Origin of the sequence: Stenotrophomonas sp. TWI602 (assembly GCF_039674045.1) — a bacterium.
Classification (GTDB): domain Bacteria; phylum Pseudomonadota; class Gammaproteobacteria; order Xanthomonadales; family Xanthomonadaceae; genus Stenotrophomonas.
Window position 1 is genome coordinate 297,496 of record NZ_JBDJMT010000002.1, and the last position, 19,037, is coordinate 316,532.

General features: G+C 67.4%; 16 protein-coding genes. 4 read left to right on the forward strand and 12 right to left on the reverse strand.

Annotated elements, in window-relative coordinates; genetic code table 11:
* Positions 1-1,203 carry a fatty acid desaturase gene (locus ABE483_RS03935; RefSeq protein ID WP_123730986.1) on the reverse strand — a complete coding sequence of 401 codons (1,203 nt, stop codon included), beginning with the start codon at positions 1,201-1,203 and terminating at the stop codon, positions 1-3.
* 150 nt (positions 1,204-1,353) lie between these two features.
* On the opposite strand from ABE483_RS03935, the gene ABE483_RS03940 reads away from it, so the two are divergent.
* Positions 1,354-2,184 (forward strand): ATP-binding cassette domain-containing protein, encoded by an 831-nt coding sequence (locus tag ABE483_RS03940; RefSeq protein WP_313210605.1) that lies wholly within the window; start codon positions 1,354-1,356, stop codon positions 2,182-2,184.
* 10 nt (positions 2,185-2,194) lie between these two features.
* Here ABE483_RS03940 and ABE483_RS03945 read toward each other — a convergent pair whose 3' ends face one another.
* Together ABE483_RS03945 and ABE483_RS03950 are read right to left on the reverse strand one after the other, a co-directional pair.
* Positions 2,195-3,403: a DUF4785 domain-containing protein gene (locus ABE483_RS03945; RefSeq protein ID WP_346481147.1), complete on the reverse strand. Its 1,209-nt coding sequence runs from the start codon at positions 3,401-3,403 to the stop codon at positions 2,195-2,197.
* 11 nt (positions 3,404-3,414) lie between these two features.
* The gene (locus ABE483_RS03950; protein ID WP_346481180.1) at positions 3,415-4,248 is read right to left on the reverse strand and encodes a hypothetical protein; all 834 of its coding nucleotides are present in this window, start codon (positions 4,246-4,248) and stop codon (positions 3,415-3,417) included.
* 304 nt (positions 4,249-4,552) lie between these two features.
* On the opposite strand from ABE483_RS03950, the gene ABE483_RS03955 reads away from it, so the two are divergent.
* A complete protein-coding gene (locus tag ABE483_RS03955; RefSeq protein ID WP_346481148.1) occupies positions 4,553-5,401 on the forward strand; it encodes a phosphatase PAP2 family protein in 849 nt (282 codons plus the stop codon).
* A gap of 217 nt (positions 5,402-5,618) precedes the next feature.
* On the opposite strand, the gene ABE483_RS03960 is transcribed toward ABE483_RS03955, so the two are convergent.
* Entirely contained in the window at positions 5,619-7,886 is a 2,268-nt protein-coding gene (locus ABE483_RS03960; RefSeq protein WP_313210599.1) for a TonB-dependent receptor, read from the reverse strand.
* 239 nt (positions 7,887-8,125) lie between these two features.
* On the opposite strand from ABE483_RS03960, the gene ABE483_RS03965 reads away from it, so the two are divergent.
* A complete protein-coding gene (locus ABE483_RS03965; protein ID WP_313219817.1) occupies positions 8,126-9,121 on the forward strand; it encodes a patatin-like phospholipase family protein in 996 nt (331 codons plus the stop codon).
* A gap of 107 nt (positions 9,122-9,228) precedes the next feature.
* Here the strand turns inward: ABE483_RS03965 and ABE483_RS03970 are convergent, their stop codons facing one another.
* Positions 9,229-9,711: an Lrp/AsnC family transcriptional regulator gene (locus ABE483_RS03970; protein ID WP_313210595.1), complete on the reverse strand. Its 483-nt coding sequence runs from the start codon at positions 9,709-9,711 to the stop codon at positions 9,229-9,231.
* Between the two features lie 127 nt (positions 9,712-9,838).
* On the opposite strand from ABE483_RS03970, the gene phhA reads away from it, so the two are divergent.
* Positions 9,839-10,735 (forward strand): phenylalanine 4-monooxygenase, encoded by an 897-nt coding sequence (phhA, locus tag ABE483_RS03975; protein WP_313219946.1) that lies wholly within the window; start codon positions 9,839-9,841, stop codon positions 10,733-10,735.
* Between the two features lie 111 nt (positions 10,736-10,846).
* On the opposite strand, the gene ABE483_RS03980 is transcribed toward phhA, so the two are convergent.
* The 7 genes from ABE483_RS03980 to ABE483_RS04010 all read right to left on the reverse strand — a co-directional run bounded on the left by ABE483_RS03980 (position 10,847) and on the right by ABE483_RS04010 (position 19,035).
* On the reverse strand, positions 10,847-11,950 hold the full coding sequence (locus ABE483_RS03980; protein WP_346481149.1) for a GDSL-type esterase/lipase family protein: 1,104 nt from the start codon (positions 11,948-11,950) through the stop codon (positions 10,847-10,849).
* A gap of 101 nt (positions 11,951-12,051) precedes the next feature.
* Positions 12,052-12,807, reverse strand: a complete 756-nt coding sequence (gene kduD / locus ABE483_RS03985) for a 2-dehydro-3-deoxy-D-gluconate 5-dehydrogenase KduD (RefSeq protein ID WP_019184096.1) — start codon at positions 12,805-12,807, stop codon at positions 12,052-12,054.
* Between the two features lie 66 nt (positions 12,808-12,873).
* A complete protein-coding gene (gene kduI, locus ABE483_RS03990) occupies positions 12,874-13,722 on the reverse strand; it encodes a 5-dehydro-4-deoxy-D-glucuronate isomerase (RefSeq protein ID WP_346465305.1) in 849 nt (282 codons plus the stop codon).
* A gap of 178 nt (positions 13,723-13,900) precedes the next feature.
* Positions 13,901-14,959, reverse strand: coding sequence for a LacI family DNA-binding transcriptional regulator (locus tag ABE483_RS03995; RefSeq protein WP_123731196.1), 1,059 nt, complete (start codon positions 14,957-14,959; stop codon positions 13,901-13,903).
* A 43-nt stretch (positions 14,960-15,002) separates the two neighbouring features.
* Positions 15,003-16,583, reverse strand: a complete 1,581-nt coding sequence (locus ABE483_RS04000; RefSeq protein ID WP_346481150.1) for a family 43 glycosylhydrolase — start codon at positions 16,581-16,583, stop codon at positions 15,003-15,005.
* Between the two features lie 38 nt (positions 16,584-16,621).
* A complete protein-coding gene (pelA, locus tag ABE483_RS04005; protein WP_346481151.1) occupies positions 16,622-17,779 on the reverse strand; it encodes a pectate lyase in 1,158 nt (385 codons plus the stop codon).
* Positions 17,752-19,035 carry a TRAP transporter large permease gene (locus tag ABE483_RS04010; protein ID WP_123730975.1) on the reverse strand — a complete coding sequence of 428 codons (1,284 nt, stop codon included), beginning with the start codon at positions 19,033-19,035 and terminating at the stop codon, positions 17,752-17,754. The genes pelA and ABE483_RS04010 overlap by 28 nt, the downstream gene beginning before the upstream one ends.
* Between the last annotated feature and the right edge of the window lie 2 nt (positions 19,036-19,037).

The window sequence follows — 19,037 nt, forward strand, 5'->3', positions numbered from 1 at the left end:
TCAGTGCGCCGTCAGTGCGTAGCCTTTCAGGCGCGCGGCGTAGTTCTGCAGCGCGGCGATGCCACTGGCTTCGGCTTCATGGCACCAGGCCTGCAGCAGCTTCAAGCGCTCAGCGGCGTCATTACCGCGCGCTTCCAGCAGGGCCGCCAGACGCGCGCGGTGTTCGACCAGCACGCGGATCCGCGGGCGCTGCTCGACCCACGTGCTGAGCTGGGCGCGGCAATCCGGCTTGAGCCAGCGGCCGTCGTTGACCAGGCCACGGCGCATGCGGCGCGGCAGCAGCTTGCGCAGCTTGGCGCCGGCCATCGCGGCCTCTTCGCGCAGGGCTGGCACGAATACGTTGCGCTGGTAATCGGTCATCGCCTGGAAGCGATGCGACAGCAGGGCCTTGAGGGTTTCCGCATCCGGCACGGCGATGTTCGGGCGCACGTCCATGCTCGGCGCCACGCGCAGCACCTTGGCCAGACGCACCGCCTGCAGGCCGCGGATCACCGCCCAGCCGATGTCGAACTCCCAGCGGCGCATCGAGAAGCGCGCCGAGCTCGGGAAGGCATGGTGGTTGTTGTGCAGCTCTTCACCACCCACCCAGAACGCCCACGGCGTCAGATTGGTGGAGGTGTCGGCCGATTCGAAGTTGCGGTAGCCCCACCAGTGGCCCAGGCCATTGATGACGCCGGCGGCCCAGAACGGGATCCAGGCCATCTGGATCGCCCACAGGGCCACGCCAGGCAGGCCGAACAGCACGCTGTTGATCACCAGCAGCGCGACCGGGCCGAGATTGGCGTGCGGGGTGTACAGGTGACGCTCGATCCAGTCATCCGGAGCACCGCGGCCGTACTGCTCGATGTCCGCGCGCATCGCGCGGGCCTCGCGGTACAGCTCCACGCCCCGCCAGAACACCATGCCGATGCCCTTGGTCACCGGGCTGTGCGGGTCTTCATCGGTTTCCACCTTGGCGTGGTGCTTGCGATGGATCGCCACCCACTCCTTGGTGATCATGGAGGTGGTGAGCCAGGTCCAGAAGCGGAAGAAGTGCGCGATCACCGGGTGGAAATCCACCCCCCGGTGCGCCTGGCTGCGGTGCAGATACAGCGTCACGGCAAAGATGGTCAGCTGGGTGAACACCAGCAGCACCAGACCCATGCCCCACCAGCCGAGGCCGACGACACCGCCGGTCAGGAAGTTGAGGAGCGTATCGAACATCGCAGGACTCCGGGCCGCAGTCGGCCGTCAAGGAAACAGGGATACCTTCGGACATGATGGGGCCAGACGTTGCAAACTTCATCCCTTCGATGCCATTTTTGCGCAGTCATTCAGTTCTCCCCTTACCTTCGTGAGCATGCCCCCGCATTCATGACAGTCGCAGCCTCACCGGCGGTGCCGGCCTCCCCCGTCCCCCTGATCGAGCTCGACCGCGCCTGTGTCATCCGCGGCCAGGTCCGGGTCCTGCACGATCTCAGCCTGCGCATCGAACAGGGCCAGCACACCGCGCTGCTCGGCCCCAATGGCTGCGGCAAGTCGTCCTTCATCAAGCTGATCACCCGCGAGCTGTACCCGCTGGCGCACGGTGATGGCACGGTGGCGGTGCGCGTGCTCGGCCAGAACCGCTGGCAGGTGGACCGGCTGCGCTCGCAGCTGGGCATCGTCACCGGCGACCTGAGCAGCAACCTTTCCGACATGCCCGGGCTGACCGTGGAAGAGGCGGTGCTGACCGGCTTCTTCGCCAGCTTCGTGGTGCCGGCCTTCCGCGAGGTGAGCCCGGAGATGCGCGAGCGCGCCCGTGAAACCCTGGCCATGACCGGTGCCCTGCCGCTGCTGCAGCGCGGCTATGCCGAACTCTCGGCCGGGGAAACCCGGCGCGTGCTGATCGCCCGGGCGCTGGTGAACCGCCCGCAGGCCCTGCTGCTGGATGAACCCTCCACCGGGCTGGACCTGATCGCGCGCGAGCAGCTGATCGCCACCATGCGCGAGCTCGCCCGCCAGGGCATCACCCTGGTGCTGGTCACTCATCACATCGAGGAGATCATCCCTGAGATCGAGCGGGTGGTGATGCTGCGCGGCGGCAAGATTCTCGCTGACGGCCCGCGCGCGGAGCTGCTGCGCGATGCACCGTTGTCCGAGCTGTTCGGCGGCCCGATCCGGGTGGTGGATCAGGCCGGCCGATTGAGTGCGTTCGCGGGTTAGGTCACGCAGCCTAGAACCTCACCGCCACCGCACGCGATTCGATCGGTGCCATCCGGCTCTGGTCCTGCAACTGCAGGTCGCGCACTTCGAACGGGGCGGCATAGCCACTCGGCAACGCCACGCTGGCGAACGGCAGGCGCAGCTCACCCGCCCCTGCCGTCGCGAACCACGCCGCACTGTGTGCCTGCGCGACGGGCCGCAGCGTCCCGTCCGGGCCGGTGGCATACAGCGTACCGCGCGCCTCGTAGCGGCCGGGCGCACCGATCTGCAACGGCAGGCGCACCTCGCGGCGGCTGGCATCCGCCTCGACCTGGCCCTGGAAGCGCGCCGTCGGCTGCGCCACCGCAAACGCCACCTTGGCATCGCGCTGCACGTCGTCGGCACTGACGAACGCCTGCAGCTCCCACAGCCCCTGCGCCGTGCCGATGTCCTGCGGCACCGTCACCTGGGCACGTAGACCGTCTTTGGCGGCGACCAGCGGCACCGGCCAGCTGCGGCCATCCGGCGCCACCAGCAGGGCCTCGCCCACGGCCGGCAGCGGCCGCGTACTGGCACGGGCGGGCCGTGCCGCAGCCGCGCCACCGTCGTTGACCAGACGCGCGCTCAGCGCCAGCGTGCCCCCGGCGAGCACCCGTTCGCTGCTCGCCTGCAGCTGCAGGGCGATCGGGCTGTTGGGTTCCAGCACCTGCACCACGTAGCGGCCCTGGGCCTGTGTGCTCTGCAGCCGGTAGCTGCCGACCGCCGATGTGGTGCCCGTGCGGACCATGGCCGTGCCCGTGCCGACCGACATCCCGGCCGCGCGCAGTTGCTGCTCATCGACCACCTGGGCCACCGCCAGCGCACCGGCCGGGTCACGCACCTGCCATTGGGTGGTATCCAGCGCACGCGCGCCCTGCACCGGACTGAGCTGGATCACCGCGTCGGGCGCGGTCAGCGGCAAGGCCAGGCCCTGCTGCAGCGCCGGCGCGTCCACCATCTCCCAGTAGCTGCGGCTGCTGGCCATGAAGGCCGGCGCAGCGGCCAGTGCCTGGGCGGGATCCAGCGCCCACGCAAAGCTCAGCGGTGCCTGCTCCACCGGTCCGGCCGGCAGGGGCGCACGCTCTACCGCACGCGGGACCTGGTCGCTGGCGCGGGCGGCCAGCAACGGTTGTGCCGCCTGCAGTGGCAAGGCTGCCAGGGCGGCGAGCAGGGCCACCGCGATCGTCGTCTGTCGCATCATCGGGAGGCTCCTCACAGGGTCAGGTCGTTGCGCAGGATCGTGCCCAGGCCGAAGCATTCGCGCCGGCTCTGGTTGTGGCTGAGCGGCTCGGCGCCCCGGGTGCGCTGCGTGTCGGTGAACCAGGTCGTACCGGCCGCCTTCTGGCTGCTGCACTCCAGGAAGCCGTCCGAGCAGCTGTTCAACCAGTTCTGGGTGAACTCCAGGCCCACGTTCTGCGCATAGCCACCGCAGTAGCTGTTGCTGTCCCACACCGCCGATTCCACATCCGAGCCGACCACGGCGCGGAACGGCTTGGGCAACGCAGGGCGGCCGGCGGTGCCGTACAGGTTCTGCGCGTTGTAGGTGGCCATGTGGCCCACCTGCTGCTGCCGCACGGCATCGCTCTTGTAGCCCAGCAGCCAGCCCACCGAAGTTTCGAACACGTTGCCGTTGAGCACCGCGTCGGCGAGTGGCGTGCCGGCCGAGGACGGCGCCAGCGCAGTGACCTTGCTGACCGTCTGGATGATCTTCGGATAGCGGCTGTCATACGTGGGGTTGGAGAGGATCCAGCGCACCACGTTGCCGCCGTTGGAATGGGTGATCACCACCAGTTTGGTGATGCCCTTGCTGTTGATGAAGGTGGTCAGCTGCCCGGCCAGGCAACCCGCCGCCTCGGGCGTCCACATGTACTGTTCGAAATCACAGTTGATGACCGTGTAGTTGCTGCTGTTGGGCAGCCCCTGGCGCACGGTGTCGATGATGCCCGGCTGCCAGTAGTCCGCGCGCGCATCGGTCTGTTTGCCGGTGCCATGCACGAACACCACGCCCACTACATCGGCCGCGTGCGTGGTGCCGCACGCCAGCATCAGACCCAGGGCGAGACCGCCACCCCACCTTCCCGCGTTGCTTCGCATCCGCTGTCTCCTTGCAGGTGATCCCCCTGATGACCGGCGCTGCCGCGTTGCCATGGGGTGCATATATCCATGGAGATATGACGATCGATGGCGCCTGCGATGACGCTATGTCGTGCGACCCATGAAATCCGTGAACCAGTCGCGGGTTTCCGTCATCCGGGGCACGGCCATGCCGGATCTGGCCGGATGACGAACGGCCGCTGTCGTTGCCAGAGGAAGCTGCGATCATGCGGCTCCCCCTCTTCGAGACCTGCCGATGTCGTCGTCCCTGCGCTCTGCTGCCGTTCGCCCGCTGCTGGTGACCGCCCTGCTCGCCGCCCTCGCCGGCTGTTCGTCAACGGCCGCGCCGCGCACCACGGCGGTGGAAGCCTCGGTCACCACCAAGGCGGTCGGCTACCTGCAGAGCACGGCCGTGCCGGACAGCCTGGCACTGGTACCGGCACCGCCGGCCGCCGGTTCGGCCGGCTTCGCACTGGACGAACAGGTCAGCCGTGAAGCCCGTGGCCTGCGCGGCAGCCCGCGCTTCGAACAGGCCCATCGCGACGCCGAACTCGCCTTCCCGGCCGGTGCCAACCAGTTCTCGTGTGCGATCGATGTCGAGGTGGATGCGGTGAAGACGCCGGCCCTGTACCGCCTGCTCGAACGCAGCCGGATCGATGCCAGCGCGGCCACCCGCACGGCGAAGAAGCACTACCAGCGCGCGCGGCCGTTCATGGTCAACAACGAACCGACCTGTTCGCCGGAAGACGAGCAGGACCTGCGCGGCAACGGCTCCTATCCGTCCGGCCACACCTCGATCGGCTGGGCCTGGGCCCTGATCCTCTCGGAGATCGCCCCGGACCGCGCCGATGCGATCCAGGCACGCGGCCGCAACTACGGCGAGAGCCGCCTGGTCTGCAACGTGCATTGGCAGAGCGACATCCTGGAGGGCCGTTTCATGGGCGCTGCTGCTGTGGCACGCCTGCATGACAATGCCGCCTTCAACAGCGACCTGCTGGCTGCACGCAAGGAAATCGTGGCGGCACGCAAGGCGGGGCTGCATTCGGCACGGGATTGCGCGACTGAAGAAGCGGTGTTGAAGGTGCGGCCGGCGAGCGCGTTGTAAGACACCGCGTGTCGGTGGAGTTGCGTTGCTGGTAGTGCCGGCCGCTGGCCGGCTCCTCACGGCGCCGATCGACAGACAGCAGAGCTGTAACGCGATTGGGGCAGCCGACCAACGGTCGGCTCTACCTCGCAGGACGAAAAACGGCGCGGATTTCTCCGCGCCGTTTTCGTTTCAGGGGCGTGCCCACCAATGGTGGGCACCTACCGCATGACGTGGATCAGAACTTCGCGGTGAACTCCAGACCGAACGTACGCGGCTCGTTGAGGAAGCCGGTCAGGTTGTTGAAGTCGATTGCGCCGACCACCCGGACCTGGTCGGTCAGGTTGCGGCCGTACACGGCCACGTCGTACTGGCCGTAATCCCAGTTGTAGCCCAGGCGCAGGCCACCTTCCAGCGAGGAGCGGCTGCGGAACTCCGGCGACTCGTACAGGAAGAAGTTCACTTCGCTGCGGTAGGCCCAGTCGGTGTAGACGTAGAACTCGCTGGCATCGTTGACCGGGAAGCCGGCGCGCAACGTCAGGTTGTGGATCCACTTCGGCGCCTGCGGCAGCGGGTTGCCGTTGACCAGCGCATAGGTGCCGCCATCGATGACCGTGGTCGGGTCGGTGATGGTGCAGCCGCCGCCACAGATCGCCACCGCCAGATCCTTGTCCTTGATCTCGGTGTCGTTGTAACTGCTGCCCAGGGTCAGCAGCACGTGGTCGGTCAGGTAGGCTTCGAAGTCGAGCTCGGCGCCCTGGCCGAGGGTCTTGTCGGCATTGAGCAGGGTCGCGGTGTTGTTGGTGCCACCCACGGCGATCAGCTGCTGGCCATCAACGTTGTAGCGGAACACGTTGAAGCCCAGGCGCGCGCGACGATCGAACAGGTCGGCCTTGATGCCGGCCTCGTACGAGATCACCTTCTCCGAATCGGCCTGCGAGACGCCACCGAAAGCCAGGCGGCCCTGGATCGACGGCGCGCGGAAGCCCTTGGCCACGCGGGCATACGCGTTGAGGTTGTCGGTGATCTGGTAGACGCCGCTCAGGTCCCAGCTGACGTCGTTGACGTCGGTCCTGGCGATGTACGGGCCACTGACCGGGGTGCCGAACGGCACGGCCTGCAGCACGCTGGCGCTGAAGTCCTTCTTGTCCTGCGTGTAGCGCACGCCACCGCGCAGCTTGAAGCGCTCGGTCACGTCGAAATCGCCGGAGGCGAACGCGGCCCACGCCTTGTTGCGCTGCTGCTGCACGGCGTGACCGGTCTGCGGATTGCCCGGGGTCAGCGAGTCGTAGTTGAAGCTGTCGATGGTGACATCTTCATCGAAGTAGAACACGCCGGCCTGCCAGTCGAAGCGGCCCCACTCATTGGATTCCACGCGGAATTCCTGGGTCCACTGGCGGTGGTGCGGCAGGCCATCGGCCGATTCGGAGGCGAACGGGATGTTGCCCGGGCCGTAGTTGCCGGCGCCCAGGAAGCTGGCACCGTAGCCGCCGTCGATGTCGCCGTGGTTCAGCGATTCGGCGGTCTCGTAACCGGTGATCGAGTGCAGCGTCACGCGGCCCAGATCCCACTTCAGGCGCGCGCTGCCGCCCCAGGTTTCCAGGTCGGAGAAGTTCTGGCCATCGGTGGAGACTTCATCGCGGTCGAAGTTCTCGACCAGCTGGTTGGTGCCCGGCTTGAGGATGTTGGCGCGGAACAGGCGCGCGGTGCCGTTGAGCTTGCGCTTGTGCAGGTTGAACAGCGCTTCGACATCGTCGCCTTCGTACAGGAACTGCACGCGGGCGGCGGCTTCGTCATAGCCCTCGAAGCCCTGCGCCGGGGCGCCCTGGCGGGTGTTGGTGACCCAGTCGTCGCGGCGCTGGTACAGCGCGGACACGCGCGCCGACCAGCGGTCGGTCAACGGGCCGCCGTAGGCGCCCTGCGTGTTCCAGGTGTTGTAGCTGCCGTAGGCGACCTTGATGTAGCCGTCGGCATCCTGCGAGGGACGCGCCGAATCGAATTTCACCACGCCGGCCGGGGTGTTGCGGCCGAACAGCGTGCCCTGCGGGCCGCGCAGCACTTCCACACCGGCCAGATCGAACAGCGGGAAGCCCTTCAGCAGCGGGCTTTCCTGCACCACATCGTCATACACCAGCGAGACCGGCTGCGAGGCATTGAGGTCGAAATCGGTGTTGCCCAGGCCGCGGATGTAGAACCGCGGGAAGGCACGACCGTAGGACGATTCAATGTTCAGGCTCGGCACACGCGCCGACAGGAAGCGGATGTCATCGCCGGCCGAACCGAGCACGTCGAGCTTTTCACCCTGGATGGCCGAGATCGAGACCGGCACGTCCTTGGCGTTTTCGACGCGGCGTTGCGCCGTGACCTGCAGCGTATCGAGGGCGACCGGATCCTTGGCGGCGGGGGCGTCCTGGGCTGCGGCCGTCAATGGCAGCAGGGCGGCAAGGGCGACAACGAGCGGGTGCACGGACGGGAAACGGCCGTGGGCAGTGCGGTTCGGGAACATGGCGTTTAGGCTGTGTTGGGAGGGGTGGTGGACCGGCGCTACCAGACAATTGTTGCAGTACAGCAACAGAGCCGCAAACAACCGCTATTCATTACGCCCTCCCGGGCACGCGCGTTGTGACGGCCGTCGCGGCCTGACCTCCCCGGTCATGGCCTGAATGCCCTGCCCGGCTGTTCTGCCGGGCGCGCCATCGCTTCGGTATGCTGGCGCCCCTTGATGCCCATTCAGTTGCCACGCCGATGACTTCACTGCGCCGTACCCGCCTGACGCTGTCCGTTGCCCTGCTCGGCCTGCTGGCCGGTTGCGGCGGTGACCCCGTGCGCCCGACCCCGCCGCCGGCGGCTGTGCCGGTGACCCCGGCCAAGCCGGTCAAGATCGGCATCGCGCTGGGCGGCGGCGCGGCCAAGGGCTTTGCGCATATCGGCGTGATCAAGATGCTGGAGGCCAACGGCTTCGAACCGGTGGTGGTGTCCGGCACCAGCGCCGGCAGCGTGGTCGGCGCGCTGTATGCCAGCGGCATGGACGCGTTCCAGATGCAGTCCAAGGCGGTGGCCCTGGATGAAGCCAGCATCCGCGACGTGCGCCTGTTCTCCGGCGGCCTGGTCCAAGGCCAGAAGCTGCAGGACTACGTCAACGCACAGGTCGACAACCGTCCCGCCGAAAAGCTGAGCAAGCCCTTCGCCGCGGTCGCCACCCAGTTGGAAACCGGCGAGCGCACCGTGTTCGTGCGGGGCAACGTCGGCCAGGCCGTGCGCGCCTCCAGCAGCATCCCCGGTGTGTTCGAGCCGGTGAAGATCGGCAAGTACAACTACATCGACGGCGGCGTAGTCAGCCCGGTGCCGGTGGATGCGGCGCGCCAGCTCGGCGCGGACATCGTGATCGCCGTGGACATCTCCAGCAAGGCCAGCGGCAAGGCGCCGACCGGCATGCTCGGCATCGTCAACCAGTCGATCTCGATCATGGGCCAGCGCCTGGGCGAGCAGGAACTGGCGCGCGCGGACGTGATCATCCGGCCGAAGGTGCTGGACATCGGCGCCGCCGATTTCGGCCAGCGCAACAACGCGATCCTGGAAGGCGAGAAGGCCGCGATGGCGGCGATGCCGCAGATCCGCGCCAAGGTCCAGCAACTGCAGAAGGCGCGTGCGGCCGCGCTGGCCCCGCCCCCGCCGCCCAAGTGCGATGAGCCCTCGCGCGTGGGCAAGCTGATGGGGCGCAAGGAAAAGTGCGAGGGCTGAAGCCCTGCCACCGGTAGAGCCGACCGTTGGTCGGCTGCTCCTGGCTCTGGTCTCCACGAACCCGACCAATGGTCGGCTCTACCGTGCGGTCACGAGGGCGATCCGCGTCATTCCAACTGCGACAACGGCAGCGCGCGGAAATCCTTCACCGTGCGCAGCACGAAGCTGGAATTGACGTCGGCCACGCCGGCGGCATTGAGCAGCTTGTCGAGCAGGAAGCTGGAAAAGTGCTCCAGGTCGCGCACGTAGATGTGCAGCAGGTAATCCATGTCGCCGGTGAGCGCATGGCAGGCCACCACCTCATCCCAGTTCAGCACGCTGTCGGCGAACACGCCGATGGCGTGCTGGTCGTGCTTCTCCAGCTGCACCCGGACGAAGGCCTGCAGGCCCAGGCCAATCTGGCGCGGCTCCAGGCGGGCGCCATAGCCGGCGATCACGCCCTCGCTTTCCAGCCGCTGGACGCGCCGCAGGCAGGCCGACGGAGACAGATTCACCCGTGCGGCCAACTCGGCGTTGGTCGCGCGGCCGTGTTGCTGGATTTCGGCCAGCAAGCGCAGATCCGTGCGGTCGAACTGGGTATCTCCGGCCATTGCTGCCCCGCAACATGAGGTGGACGCAATGATCTTGCGCCAGAAGCCCATATCCGCGCAACTTTGCAAACCTCTTGCGCGTGCCCTGCCCTAGCATCGACAGATGACTTCCCAGGAGACCACCACGATGGAAACCGCCACCGCCCCCCGCCGCGTCGAACACCAGCAGACCGACAAGGGATACGTGCCGGTCTATACCACCGCCATCGTGGAACAGCCCTGGGACAGCTACACCGCCGACGACCACGCCACCTGGAGCACGCTGTACCAGCGCCAGCGTGCGCTGCTGGAGGGCCGCGCCAGCAAGGAGTTCCTGCACGCGCAGGACGAGATGGGCATGAGCGCGCACATGATCCCGCGCTTCGACCAGCTCAATGAGGTGCTCGGCGCCGCCACCGGCTGGACCCTGGTGGGTGTGGAGGGGCTGCTGCCGGAACTGGATTTCTTCGACCATCTGGCCAACCGCCGTTTCCCGGTCACCTGGTGGATCCGCCGCCCGGACCAGATCGACTACATCGCCGAGCCGGACATGTTCCATGACCTGTTCGGGCATGTGCCGCTGCTGATGAACCCGGTGTTCGCCGACTACATGGCCGCCTACGGCCGCGGCGGCGTCAAGGCGCATGCGACCGGCCCGGAAGCGCTGCAGCACCTGACCCGCCTGTACTGGTACACGGTGGAGTTCGGCCTGATCAACACCGAGGAAGGCCTGCGCATCTATGGCGCCGGCATCGTCTCCTCGAAGGGCGAATCGCTGTACTCGCTGGAGTCGGCGGCGCCGAACCGGATCGGCTTCGATCTGGAGCGGATCATGCGCACCCGCTACCGCATCGACACCTTCCAGAAAACCTACTTCGTCATCGACAGCTTCGAGCAGTTGATGGCCGCGACCGCGCCGGACTTCACCCCGATCTATGCCGCGCTGGAAGCCAAGGACCATCTGCCCGCCGGTGAGGTGCAGGCCAGCGACACGGTGTTCCAGAAGGGCACCGGCGAAGGCTGGGAAGACGGCGGCGACGTGTGATCGGTAGAGCCGACCGTTGGTCGATCGGTAGAGCCGACCGTTGGTCGGCTGCCGTTCGAGCCACGATGCGGCGGATGCCGTGGAGCTGGAGCAGCCGACCAACGGTCGGCTCTACCGGGGATACGCCAGCAGCACCACCAGATCCATCTCCCCCACCTGCTGCAGCGCATGCGAACTGCCCGTTCGCGTCAGCAGCGCATCCCCCGCCGCCACGTCGTACTGCTTCCCATCCAGCACGTAGCTGCCCTGCCCGCTGACGATGTAGTAGATCTCGTCTTTGTGCTGGGGGTGCAGGCCGATGCCGGCCCCCTTGTGCAGCACGCGCTTGCGAAGCACGAACGGCAGGTCGGTGTCTTCGGCGAAAAACGGATACGCCGTGGTCGGCCCCGCTCCACCATGCGGGCCGGGCTGGGTCACCGCGATGTCACGCTCGTGGACCACGCGCGAGGGTTTGGCGGTCTCACCGCCCTGCCCCGCACTGCGCACCTCGCAGTCGATATCGCGCTTCAGCGCCGACGTGAGGTCAGGCTGCAACGCCACCCAGTCGCGCATCACCAGGCACGCCACCGCCGTCGCACCGGCCACGCTGAAGTGCGTGCCATCGGCCTTGTTCTGCTCGGGCACGAACATGAAATACGGCTTGGCGCCCTGTTCGCCCAGCCCGCGGATCCAGCGCGTGGAACTGTCGTTGAGATCGATCAGCGCGACCTGCTCGCGGGTCGCCAGCGCTTTCACCGCCTGGGTGTACACACCGTGCGTGTCCAGCAGCGAACCGAAGTCGTACAGCAGCCGCGCCACCGGGGTGATCAGCACCGGCGTGGCGCCCTTGTCGCGGGCCAGCTGCACGTAGCGCATCAGGAACTGCGGGTACGCCGTAGCGGGATCGGTATAGCGGGTGGGATCTTCGAACTTGGCATCGTTGTGGCCGAACTGGATCAGCAGCACGTCCCCGCGCTGGAGCTCGGCGGCGATCGCATCCAGGCGCTTCTCATCGATGAAGCTGCGCGTGCTGCGGCCGCCCTTGGCGTGGTTGCGGACCTCCCACACAGCGGGATCGAGATAGCTCTGCAGGGCCTGGCCCCAGCCGGCCTGTGGCGCGCGCTCCGGGCCGTACGCGGCGGCGGTGGAATCCCCGGCAATGAAGATGCGGTGTGGGGCACACAGCGCGCTGGGGGCCGCGAGGAGGAACGACAGGGACAACAGCAAACGCAGCATGGTCATGCTCCTGGGTGGAGAGCTGCCGGCCAGCGGCCGGCACTACCGGAGCCCACGATCTGCAGCGCAGATCGTGGGCACGCCAGCGCGTAGCGATGGTGTTACCGGGCGAGCCAGCCGCCATCAACCGGCAGCACCGCGCCGTTGACGTAGTCCGAGGCGCTGGAGGCCAGGAACACGGCGGTGCCGCCGAGGTCTTCCGGGGTGCCCCAGCGCGCGGCCGGGATGCGATCGAGGATGGATTTGTTGCGGTCCTCGTCGGCGCGCAGCGCGGCGGTGTTGTCGGTCGCCATGTAGCCCGGGGCGATCGCGTTGACGTTGATGCCCTTGCTGGCCCATTCGTTGGCGAGCAGACGGGTGATGCCGGCGATGCCGCTCTTGCTGGCCGTGTACGACGGCACGCGGATACCGCCCTGGAAGGACAGCATCGAGGCGATGTTGATGATCTTGCCGCGGCCCTGGGCGATGAAATGCTTGCCGGCGGCCTGCGAGATGAAGAACGCGGACTTGATGTTGACGTTCATCACGTCGTCCCAGTCCTGCTCGCTGAACTCCACGGCATCGGCGCGGCGGATCAGGCCGGCGTTGTTGACCAGGATATCCAGGCCGCCCAGGCCTTCGATGGTTTCGCGGATGACGCGCTCGACCGGCTCGATGCTGATCAGGTTTGCTTCGATCGCCAGGCAGCGGCGGCCCAGCGCGGTGATCTTGGCGATGGTCTCGGTGGGCGGCGCGATGCCGGCCACGGCGACGTCGGCACCGGCCTGCGCCAATGCGACCGCGATGCCCTGGCCCAAGCCAGTGTTGCCACCGGTGACGAGGGCGACCTTGCCTTCCAGACTGAACGGATTAGCCATTGCGTATGTAGTCCTTGTCCAATGCGTAACAGACGCCGCCGGCGCGATGCCGGCGGCGCGTCGGGGTCACTTGAGCTGGCAGATGTCCAGCACGTGCATGTCGGTGTAATCCAGGTTCTCGCCGCCCATCGCCCAGATGAAGGCGTAATTGCTGGTGCCGGCGCCCATGTGGATGGACCACGGCGGCGACACGACGGCTTCGTTGTTCTGGATGACGATGTGGCGCTGCGCGTCCGGCTCGCCCATGAAGTGGTACACGCGGTCGTTCTGACCCAGATCGAAGTAGAAATACACTTCGCTGCGGCGGTCATGCAGGTGCGGCGGCATGGTGTTCCAGACGCTGCCCGGCTTGAGCACGGTCAGGCCCAGCAGCAGCTGCGAGGACTGGCAGGTGGCCGGCACGATGTACTGGTAGATGGTGCGCTCGTTGCTGGTTTCCAGCGCGCCACGGTCCAGGGCCACGGCGTCCTTGATCGACAGCGCCTTGGTCTCGAAGCGCGCGTGCGCCGGGGTCGAGGCCAGGTAGAACTGCGCCGGGTTGGCGGCGTCATCGGAAGCGAACACCACGTCTTCGCTGCCCATGGCCACGTACAGGCCATCCTTCGGGCCCAGCGTGAACACGGTGCCGTCCACGGTGATGGTACCGCTGCCGGCGCCGACGTTGATCACGCCCAGTTCGCGGCGTTCCAGGAAGGCATGGCCGGCGGCCGAGGCCGGTTCGGTCTGCTTGGGCAGCGAGACCGGGCCGGTGACCGGGGCCGCACCGCCGAGCACGAAGCGCTCGTAGTGGGTGTACTTCAGGGTCACCGCATCGGCGTTGAACAGACCGTCGAGCAGGTACAGGTCGCGCAGGTCGTCATTGCTGGCGCCCTTGATGGCGTCGGGATGGGTGGCGTAATGGGTCTTGCAGTACATGGCGTCTCCAGAGCAGGGGTGGGGCGATGCGTCGGCCCCGGCACGATTTCAGGTGATTGTAGCCAGTTGGTAAACCGGTGTCATTTTGCAGCGCACGATAGGTCGGGTGGCCCGCAGACGGGGTCGGGACGGGAGGCGACAGGACAGGGGGAGGCGCCGAGGATTGACGCCCGGGGCTTCAATCCTCGGGGGGCTGACAGGAGTCGCGCACGATCAGGTGCGGGCGCACGCTGGCGTGCTGCATCACCGCCTGGCCGTCGGGCTGGATCAGCATCGCGGCCGCTGTGCGGCCGGTGTCGCGGGTGTGGCGCCGCACCGAGGTCAGCGACGGCCACAGGCGCGAGGCCAGCGGGCTGTCGTCGTAGCCGATGATCGAGAGCTGGCGTGGGATGTTGATGCCCGCGCGCAGCGCGACCTTGTAGATACCGGCGGCCATTTCATCGTTACCGGTGAAGATGGCGGTCGGGCGCTGCTTGCCCAGCAGCAGCTTTTCGGCGGCGGCCACGCCCGATTCGAAGGTATAGCCGGCCTCGACGATGCGCGCCGGGGGCAGCTCGATGCCGCGCTTGGCGAGGGCATCGATGAAGCCGGCGGTGCGTTCGTGCGCCGAGCGGTAGGCACTCGGGCCGGTGACCAGGGCGATATCGCGGTGGCCCAGCGAGAGCAGGTAATCGGCCGCTTCGGCGGCACCGTCGCGGTCGTGGGTGACCACCATCTGCGAGGTTTCGTCCAGCGGCAGCGAGGCGATCCGGGTGAAGCGGCAGCCGATCTCATCGAGCATGTCCACCAGCGCCTGGTCTTCGGAGGCACGTGGCACCAGGATCACGCCGTGCAGCTTCTGCTGCTGGACGAAGCGGCGCACGCCGTCGATGTAGCCGGGGCTGCGCGAATCGCAGGGATGCACGACCAGTTCGAAACTGGAGCCGCGCAGCGCATCCAGCGCGCCGTACTGCATGTCCACGATGTACTGGGCGGTCGGGTTGTCGTAGACCATGCCGATCAGGAACGAGCGGCGGAATGCCAGCCCGCGGGCCAGCGGGTCCGGCGTGTAACCGACCTCGCGCATCAGTGCCTCAACCTTCTCGCGCGTGTCCTTACGCACCAGCGGCGAGTTGTTGATGATGCGCGAGACGGTCTTCTTCGATACCCCGGAAAGACGCGCGATGTCGTTGATCGTGGCGGCCTTGCCTTTGGTCAATCCGTGCGGCGACGGATCGGTTTTGCTGCGCAATGACATGTCGTTCAAACCGGGGATGAGTCAAGGGATTCTAGCGGGGAGCTCAATCGAGGGCGCGGTAGCGGAAATTCCGGAACTCGACCTTGCCGTCGCCGGCAGCATAGATCGCCGGCTTCAGGGCCAGGAACTTGCCCGCCACATTGTGATGGTAGCCGGAGACTTCCATCTGAACCGGGTACTTCTGCCAGGTTTTGCCGTCGGTGCTGGAGTGGATGGTGACGATATGGCGGTTGTTGGTCACCCGCAGCCACAGCGTGCCGCCGGTGGCGCTGGGGGCCAGCCGGGTGGGGCGCTCCTCGCCGTAGCGGTGCATGATGAACTTCTCGCCGTTGCTGCCCACGCCCACATACAGGCGGTCGCTGTAGTAGAGCAGGGCCCCGCCCACCGCGCCCGGGGCGATCTCCATCTCGACCTCGAACTGGTAGGCCTTGTCGCCGGCGATGGCGGTCAGCGGCGAGCTGTCGCGCGGGGTGCTGCCCTTGCCCTGCAGCACCATGCCCTTGCCGGTGAAGGCCAGGCGCTTGTACTCGTCCTGGGCCGGGTTGAAGAACGACCACTGCGCACCGAGCGTGCTGCCGCGGAAATCGTCGGACAACGCCATGCCGTGCTGGCCGACCGAGGTACCCGACGGCTTGGCGAGCGGCTGGCCGAGGTCGCCGCCCTTGGCCACGAACCAGCCATCGGCGGTCCATTCGATCGGCTCCAGCAGGGCCTGGCGGCCCAGCGTCCAGTACCCGTTCTCGTAGCCGTGATACATCATCCACCAGCGCCCGTCGGTGCCTTCGATCACCGTGGCATGGCCGCGCGACCACCACGGCTCGGCGGCCGACTGGGTACGCATGATCGGGTTGTTCGGCGCATTCACCCACGGGCCGTGGATCGAGCGCGAGCGCGCGGTGATCACCATGTGCCCGGTCGGCGGGCCGGCGGTGCCACCCACGGCGGTGGTCATGTAGTACCAGCCATCGCGGAAGTTGATCTTCGGGCCTTCCTGCGCATAGGCCTCCACGTCCCAGCTTTCCGGGTACTTCCAGCCGTCGTAGACGTGCTTGGGCGTGCCGACCACGCTCAGGCCGTCATCGGCCAGCTGCACGTAGTCGCCACCGCTGAGGAACAGGTAGCGCTTGCCGTCTTCGCCCACCGCATGGCCGGGATCGATGTAGCTGCCCAGGCCGATATCGATGGGCTCGCTCCACGGGCCCTTGATGCTGTCGGCCCAGACCACGAAGTTGCTGCGGGTCTCGCCGGTGCGGGCCGGGAAATAGATGTAATAGCGGCTGCCGTGCTTGACGATGTCCGGCGCCCAGATCGCACCGACGTTCTTGGTGATCGCGTGGCCCAGCGGCTGCCAGTTGACCAGATCGCGCGAGTGCCAGATCGGCAGGCCGGGGTAGGCATCGAACGAGGACAAGGTGAGGTAGTAGTCCTCCCCATCCTTGAGCACGGAAGGATCCGGGCGATCACCGGCGAACACCGGGTTGAGGAAGGTGCCGTTGCCCAGATCGGCCTGGCGCTGGTTCTCGATCCCGCGCGTCCAGTGGGTGGCCGGCTCGGCGGCGTGGCCGGCGCCGGCCAGCAGCAGGCAGGCAGTGGCGAAGCTCGCCAGGGTCTTCCTCAGGTGCATCGTCTTTCTCCCTTGAACGTATCGTGGGCCGGCCGCGCTCAGCGCGCCCCGGGCCCGGCAAGACGCTGTTGCCAGCGTGGGTACTCGGTGGTGATCAGGGCCTGCGGCCAGGTGCCGTACCAGTGATAGCCGGTGCGGCGCTCGCGCGGGATGTCGTTGAACGTGGCGACGCGTTCGCCCTCGCGGTTGGCCAGCAGCACGCCACTGTCGTGCAGGTCGTGGAAGCGGCCCCACAGCAGCGGCGCGCCCGCATCGGCGACCAGGCGGCGGTCGACCGTGGTGCGATGGAACTGGAACTGCGCGGGGGTGGTTTCGAAGGTCTCCAGCCGCCACCCGGTCAACGCATGCGCCTGGAACCACGCCATCGCGGCGTTGACCGAGGCGACCACCTCCGGCGCGGGATCCGGGATCGACATCAGGTAGCGGACCACGCCGACACTCTCGTCGGTGACCAGCGCCGGCAGCTCGAACTTCCGGCCCTGCGCGGGCTGCAGCGTGGTGCGGTCGTACTGACCGGCCCAGATCGTCGGCACGCCGTCCTGGCGCACCTGCAGGCGCAGCAGGCAGGCATCGCCGGCGGTCACGGCCGCGTCCACGCGGGCACGCTGATCGGCCGTGATGAACCCGAACACCGCCTCGCGCTGGATGCGCCGCAGCGTGGTCAACACACCGCTGGTGACATCGTCGGCGAAGGTGATGTGGCCGTGGTACGACGTGCGCGAGGGCACCGAATGCGGCCAGCCACCACAGCCGGGGATCTGCTCGGCGAGAATGAAATCCAGCCCGCGTACGGCCGCGTCGCGGTAGCGGGCATCGCCGCTGCGCGCGAAGGCGTCGGCCAGGTAGCTGACCTGGGTGTAGATGTTGCGGTTGTCGAAGCTGCCGCCGGGGGTGGCCTGGTCGGCCAGCACCTGTGCCCTGGCGGCATCATCGAGGATCCGCTGCGGATCCTGGTTGACCGCCCAGCCCCCACCACGCCGCTGCAGCACGACCAGGTTGTCGGCGATCTGTCGGTACTGATCAGGGGCATAGCGCGGGTAGTCCGTGCCATGCCCGCTCTGCCAATGGTGGATGCCGTCCTGGAAGCCGCGCAGCGGGATGTCCTGGCCCTGCGCCATGACGGCGCAGGGCAGGGCGATCCACAGCAGGGCTGCCAGCCGCCGCACGCTTACGCGCGCAGCAGGGCGGGCAGCCACAGCGACATTTCCGGGAAGAAGGTCACGATCAACAGCACGCCCAGCGCGGCGAACCAGAACGGCCAGATCGAGCGCATGCTCTCGCCGACACTGATCTTGCCGATTGCCGTACCGATGAACAGCACCGAGCCCACCGGCGGCGTCACCAGGCCCAGGCCACCGGTCAGCACCAGCACCAGGCCGAAGTGGATCGGATCGATGCCGTAGGCCTTGGCCACCGGCAGGAAGATCGGCGTGCAGATCAGGATCATCGGCGCCAGGTCCATGAAGGTGCCCAGCAGCAACAGCATGATCACGATCATCAGCAGCACCATGAACTGGCTGTGCGCGAACGACTGCAGGAAGTTGACAGCGGCCGAGGGCACTTCGAGATAGGCCAGCAGCCAGCCGAACACGGCCGCCGTGGCGATCACGAACAGGATCACACCGGTGCTGCGCGCGGCATGGGTGACCGTGCCGAGGAACTCGCGCCAGTCGAGCTGGCGGTACAGCACGGTGGTCACCAGCAGCGCGTAGACCACGGCGATCGCCGCGCTCTCCACCGCGGTGAAGATGCCGGCCCGGATACCGATGAAGATCAGCGCGACCAGGCCCAGGCCAGGCAGCGCCGAGACCAGGCGCAGCAGCACCGCACGCCAGCCCGGGAAGATCTCCACGCCGTAACCGCGGCGGCGTGCCACCAGATAACCGGTGATCATCAGGACGACGGTCATCAGCAGCGCCGGCACGATACCGGCCGCGAACAAATCGGCGATCGACAGGCCACCACCGGCCGCGGCCGAGAACAGGATCAGGTTGTGCGACGGCGGCACCAGCAGCGCGACCAGCGCGGCGGTGATGCTGACGTTGACCGCGAAGTCACGGTCGTAACCGCGCTTGACCATCTGCGGAATCATCGTGCCGCCGACCGCCGAGACATCGGCGATGGCCGAGCCGGACACACCGCCGAAGAACAGCGAGGACAGGATCGAGACCTGGCCCAGGCCACCGCGCATGCGACCGACCAGCGACGAGGCCAGCGAGATCAGACGCTCGGAGATGCCGCCGCGCATCATGATTTCACCGGCGAAGATGAACAAGGGAATGGCGATCAGCGAGGCCGACCCGGTACCGGCGGAGATCTGCTGGACCAGCACCAGCGTCGGCAGATCCAGGTACCACAGCGTGGCCAGGGCGGCAGCGGCAAGCGCGAACGCAACCGGCACACCGAGCAGCAACAGCACCGCGAACACGGTGAAAAGAATGGTAATACCCATGA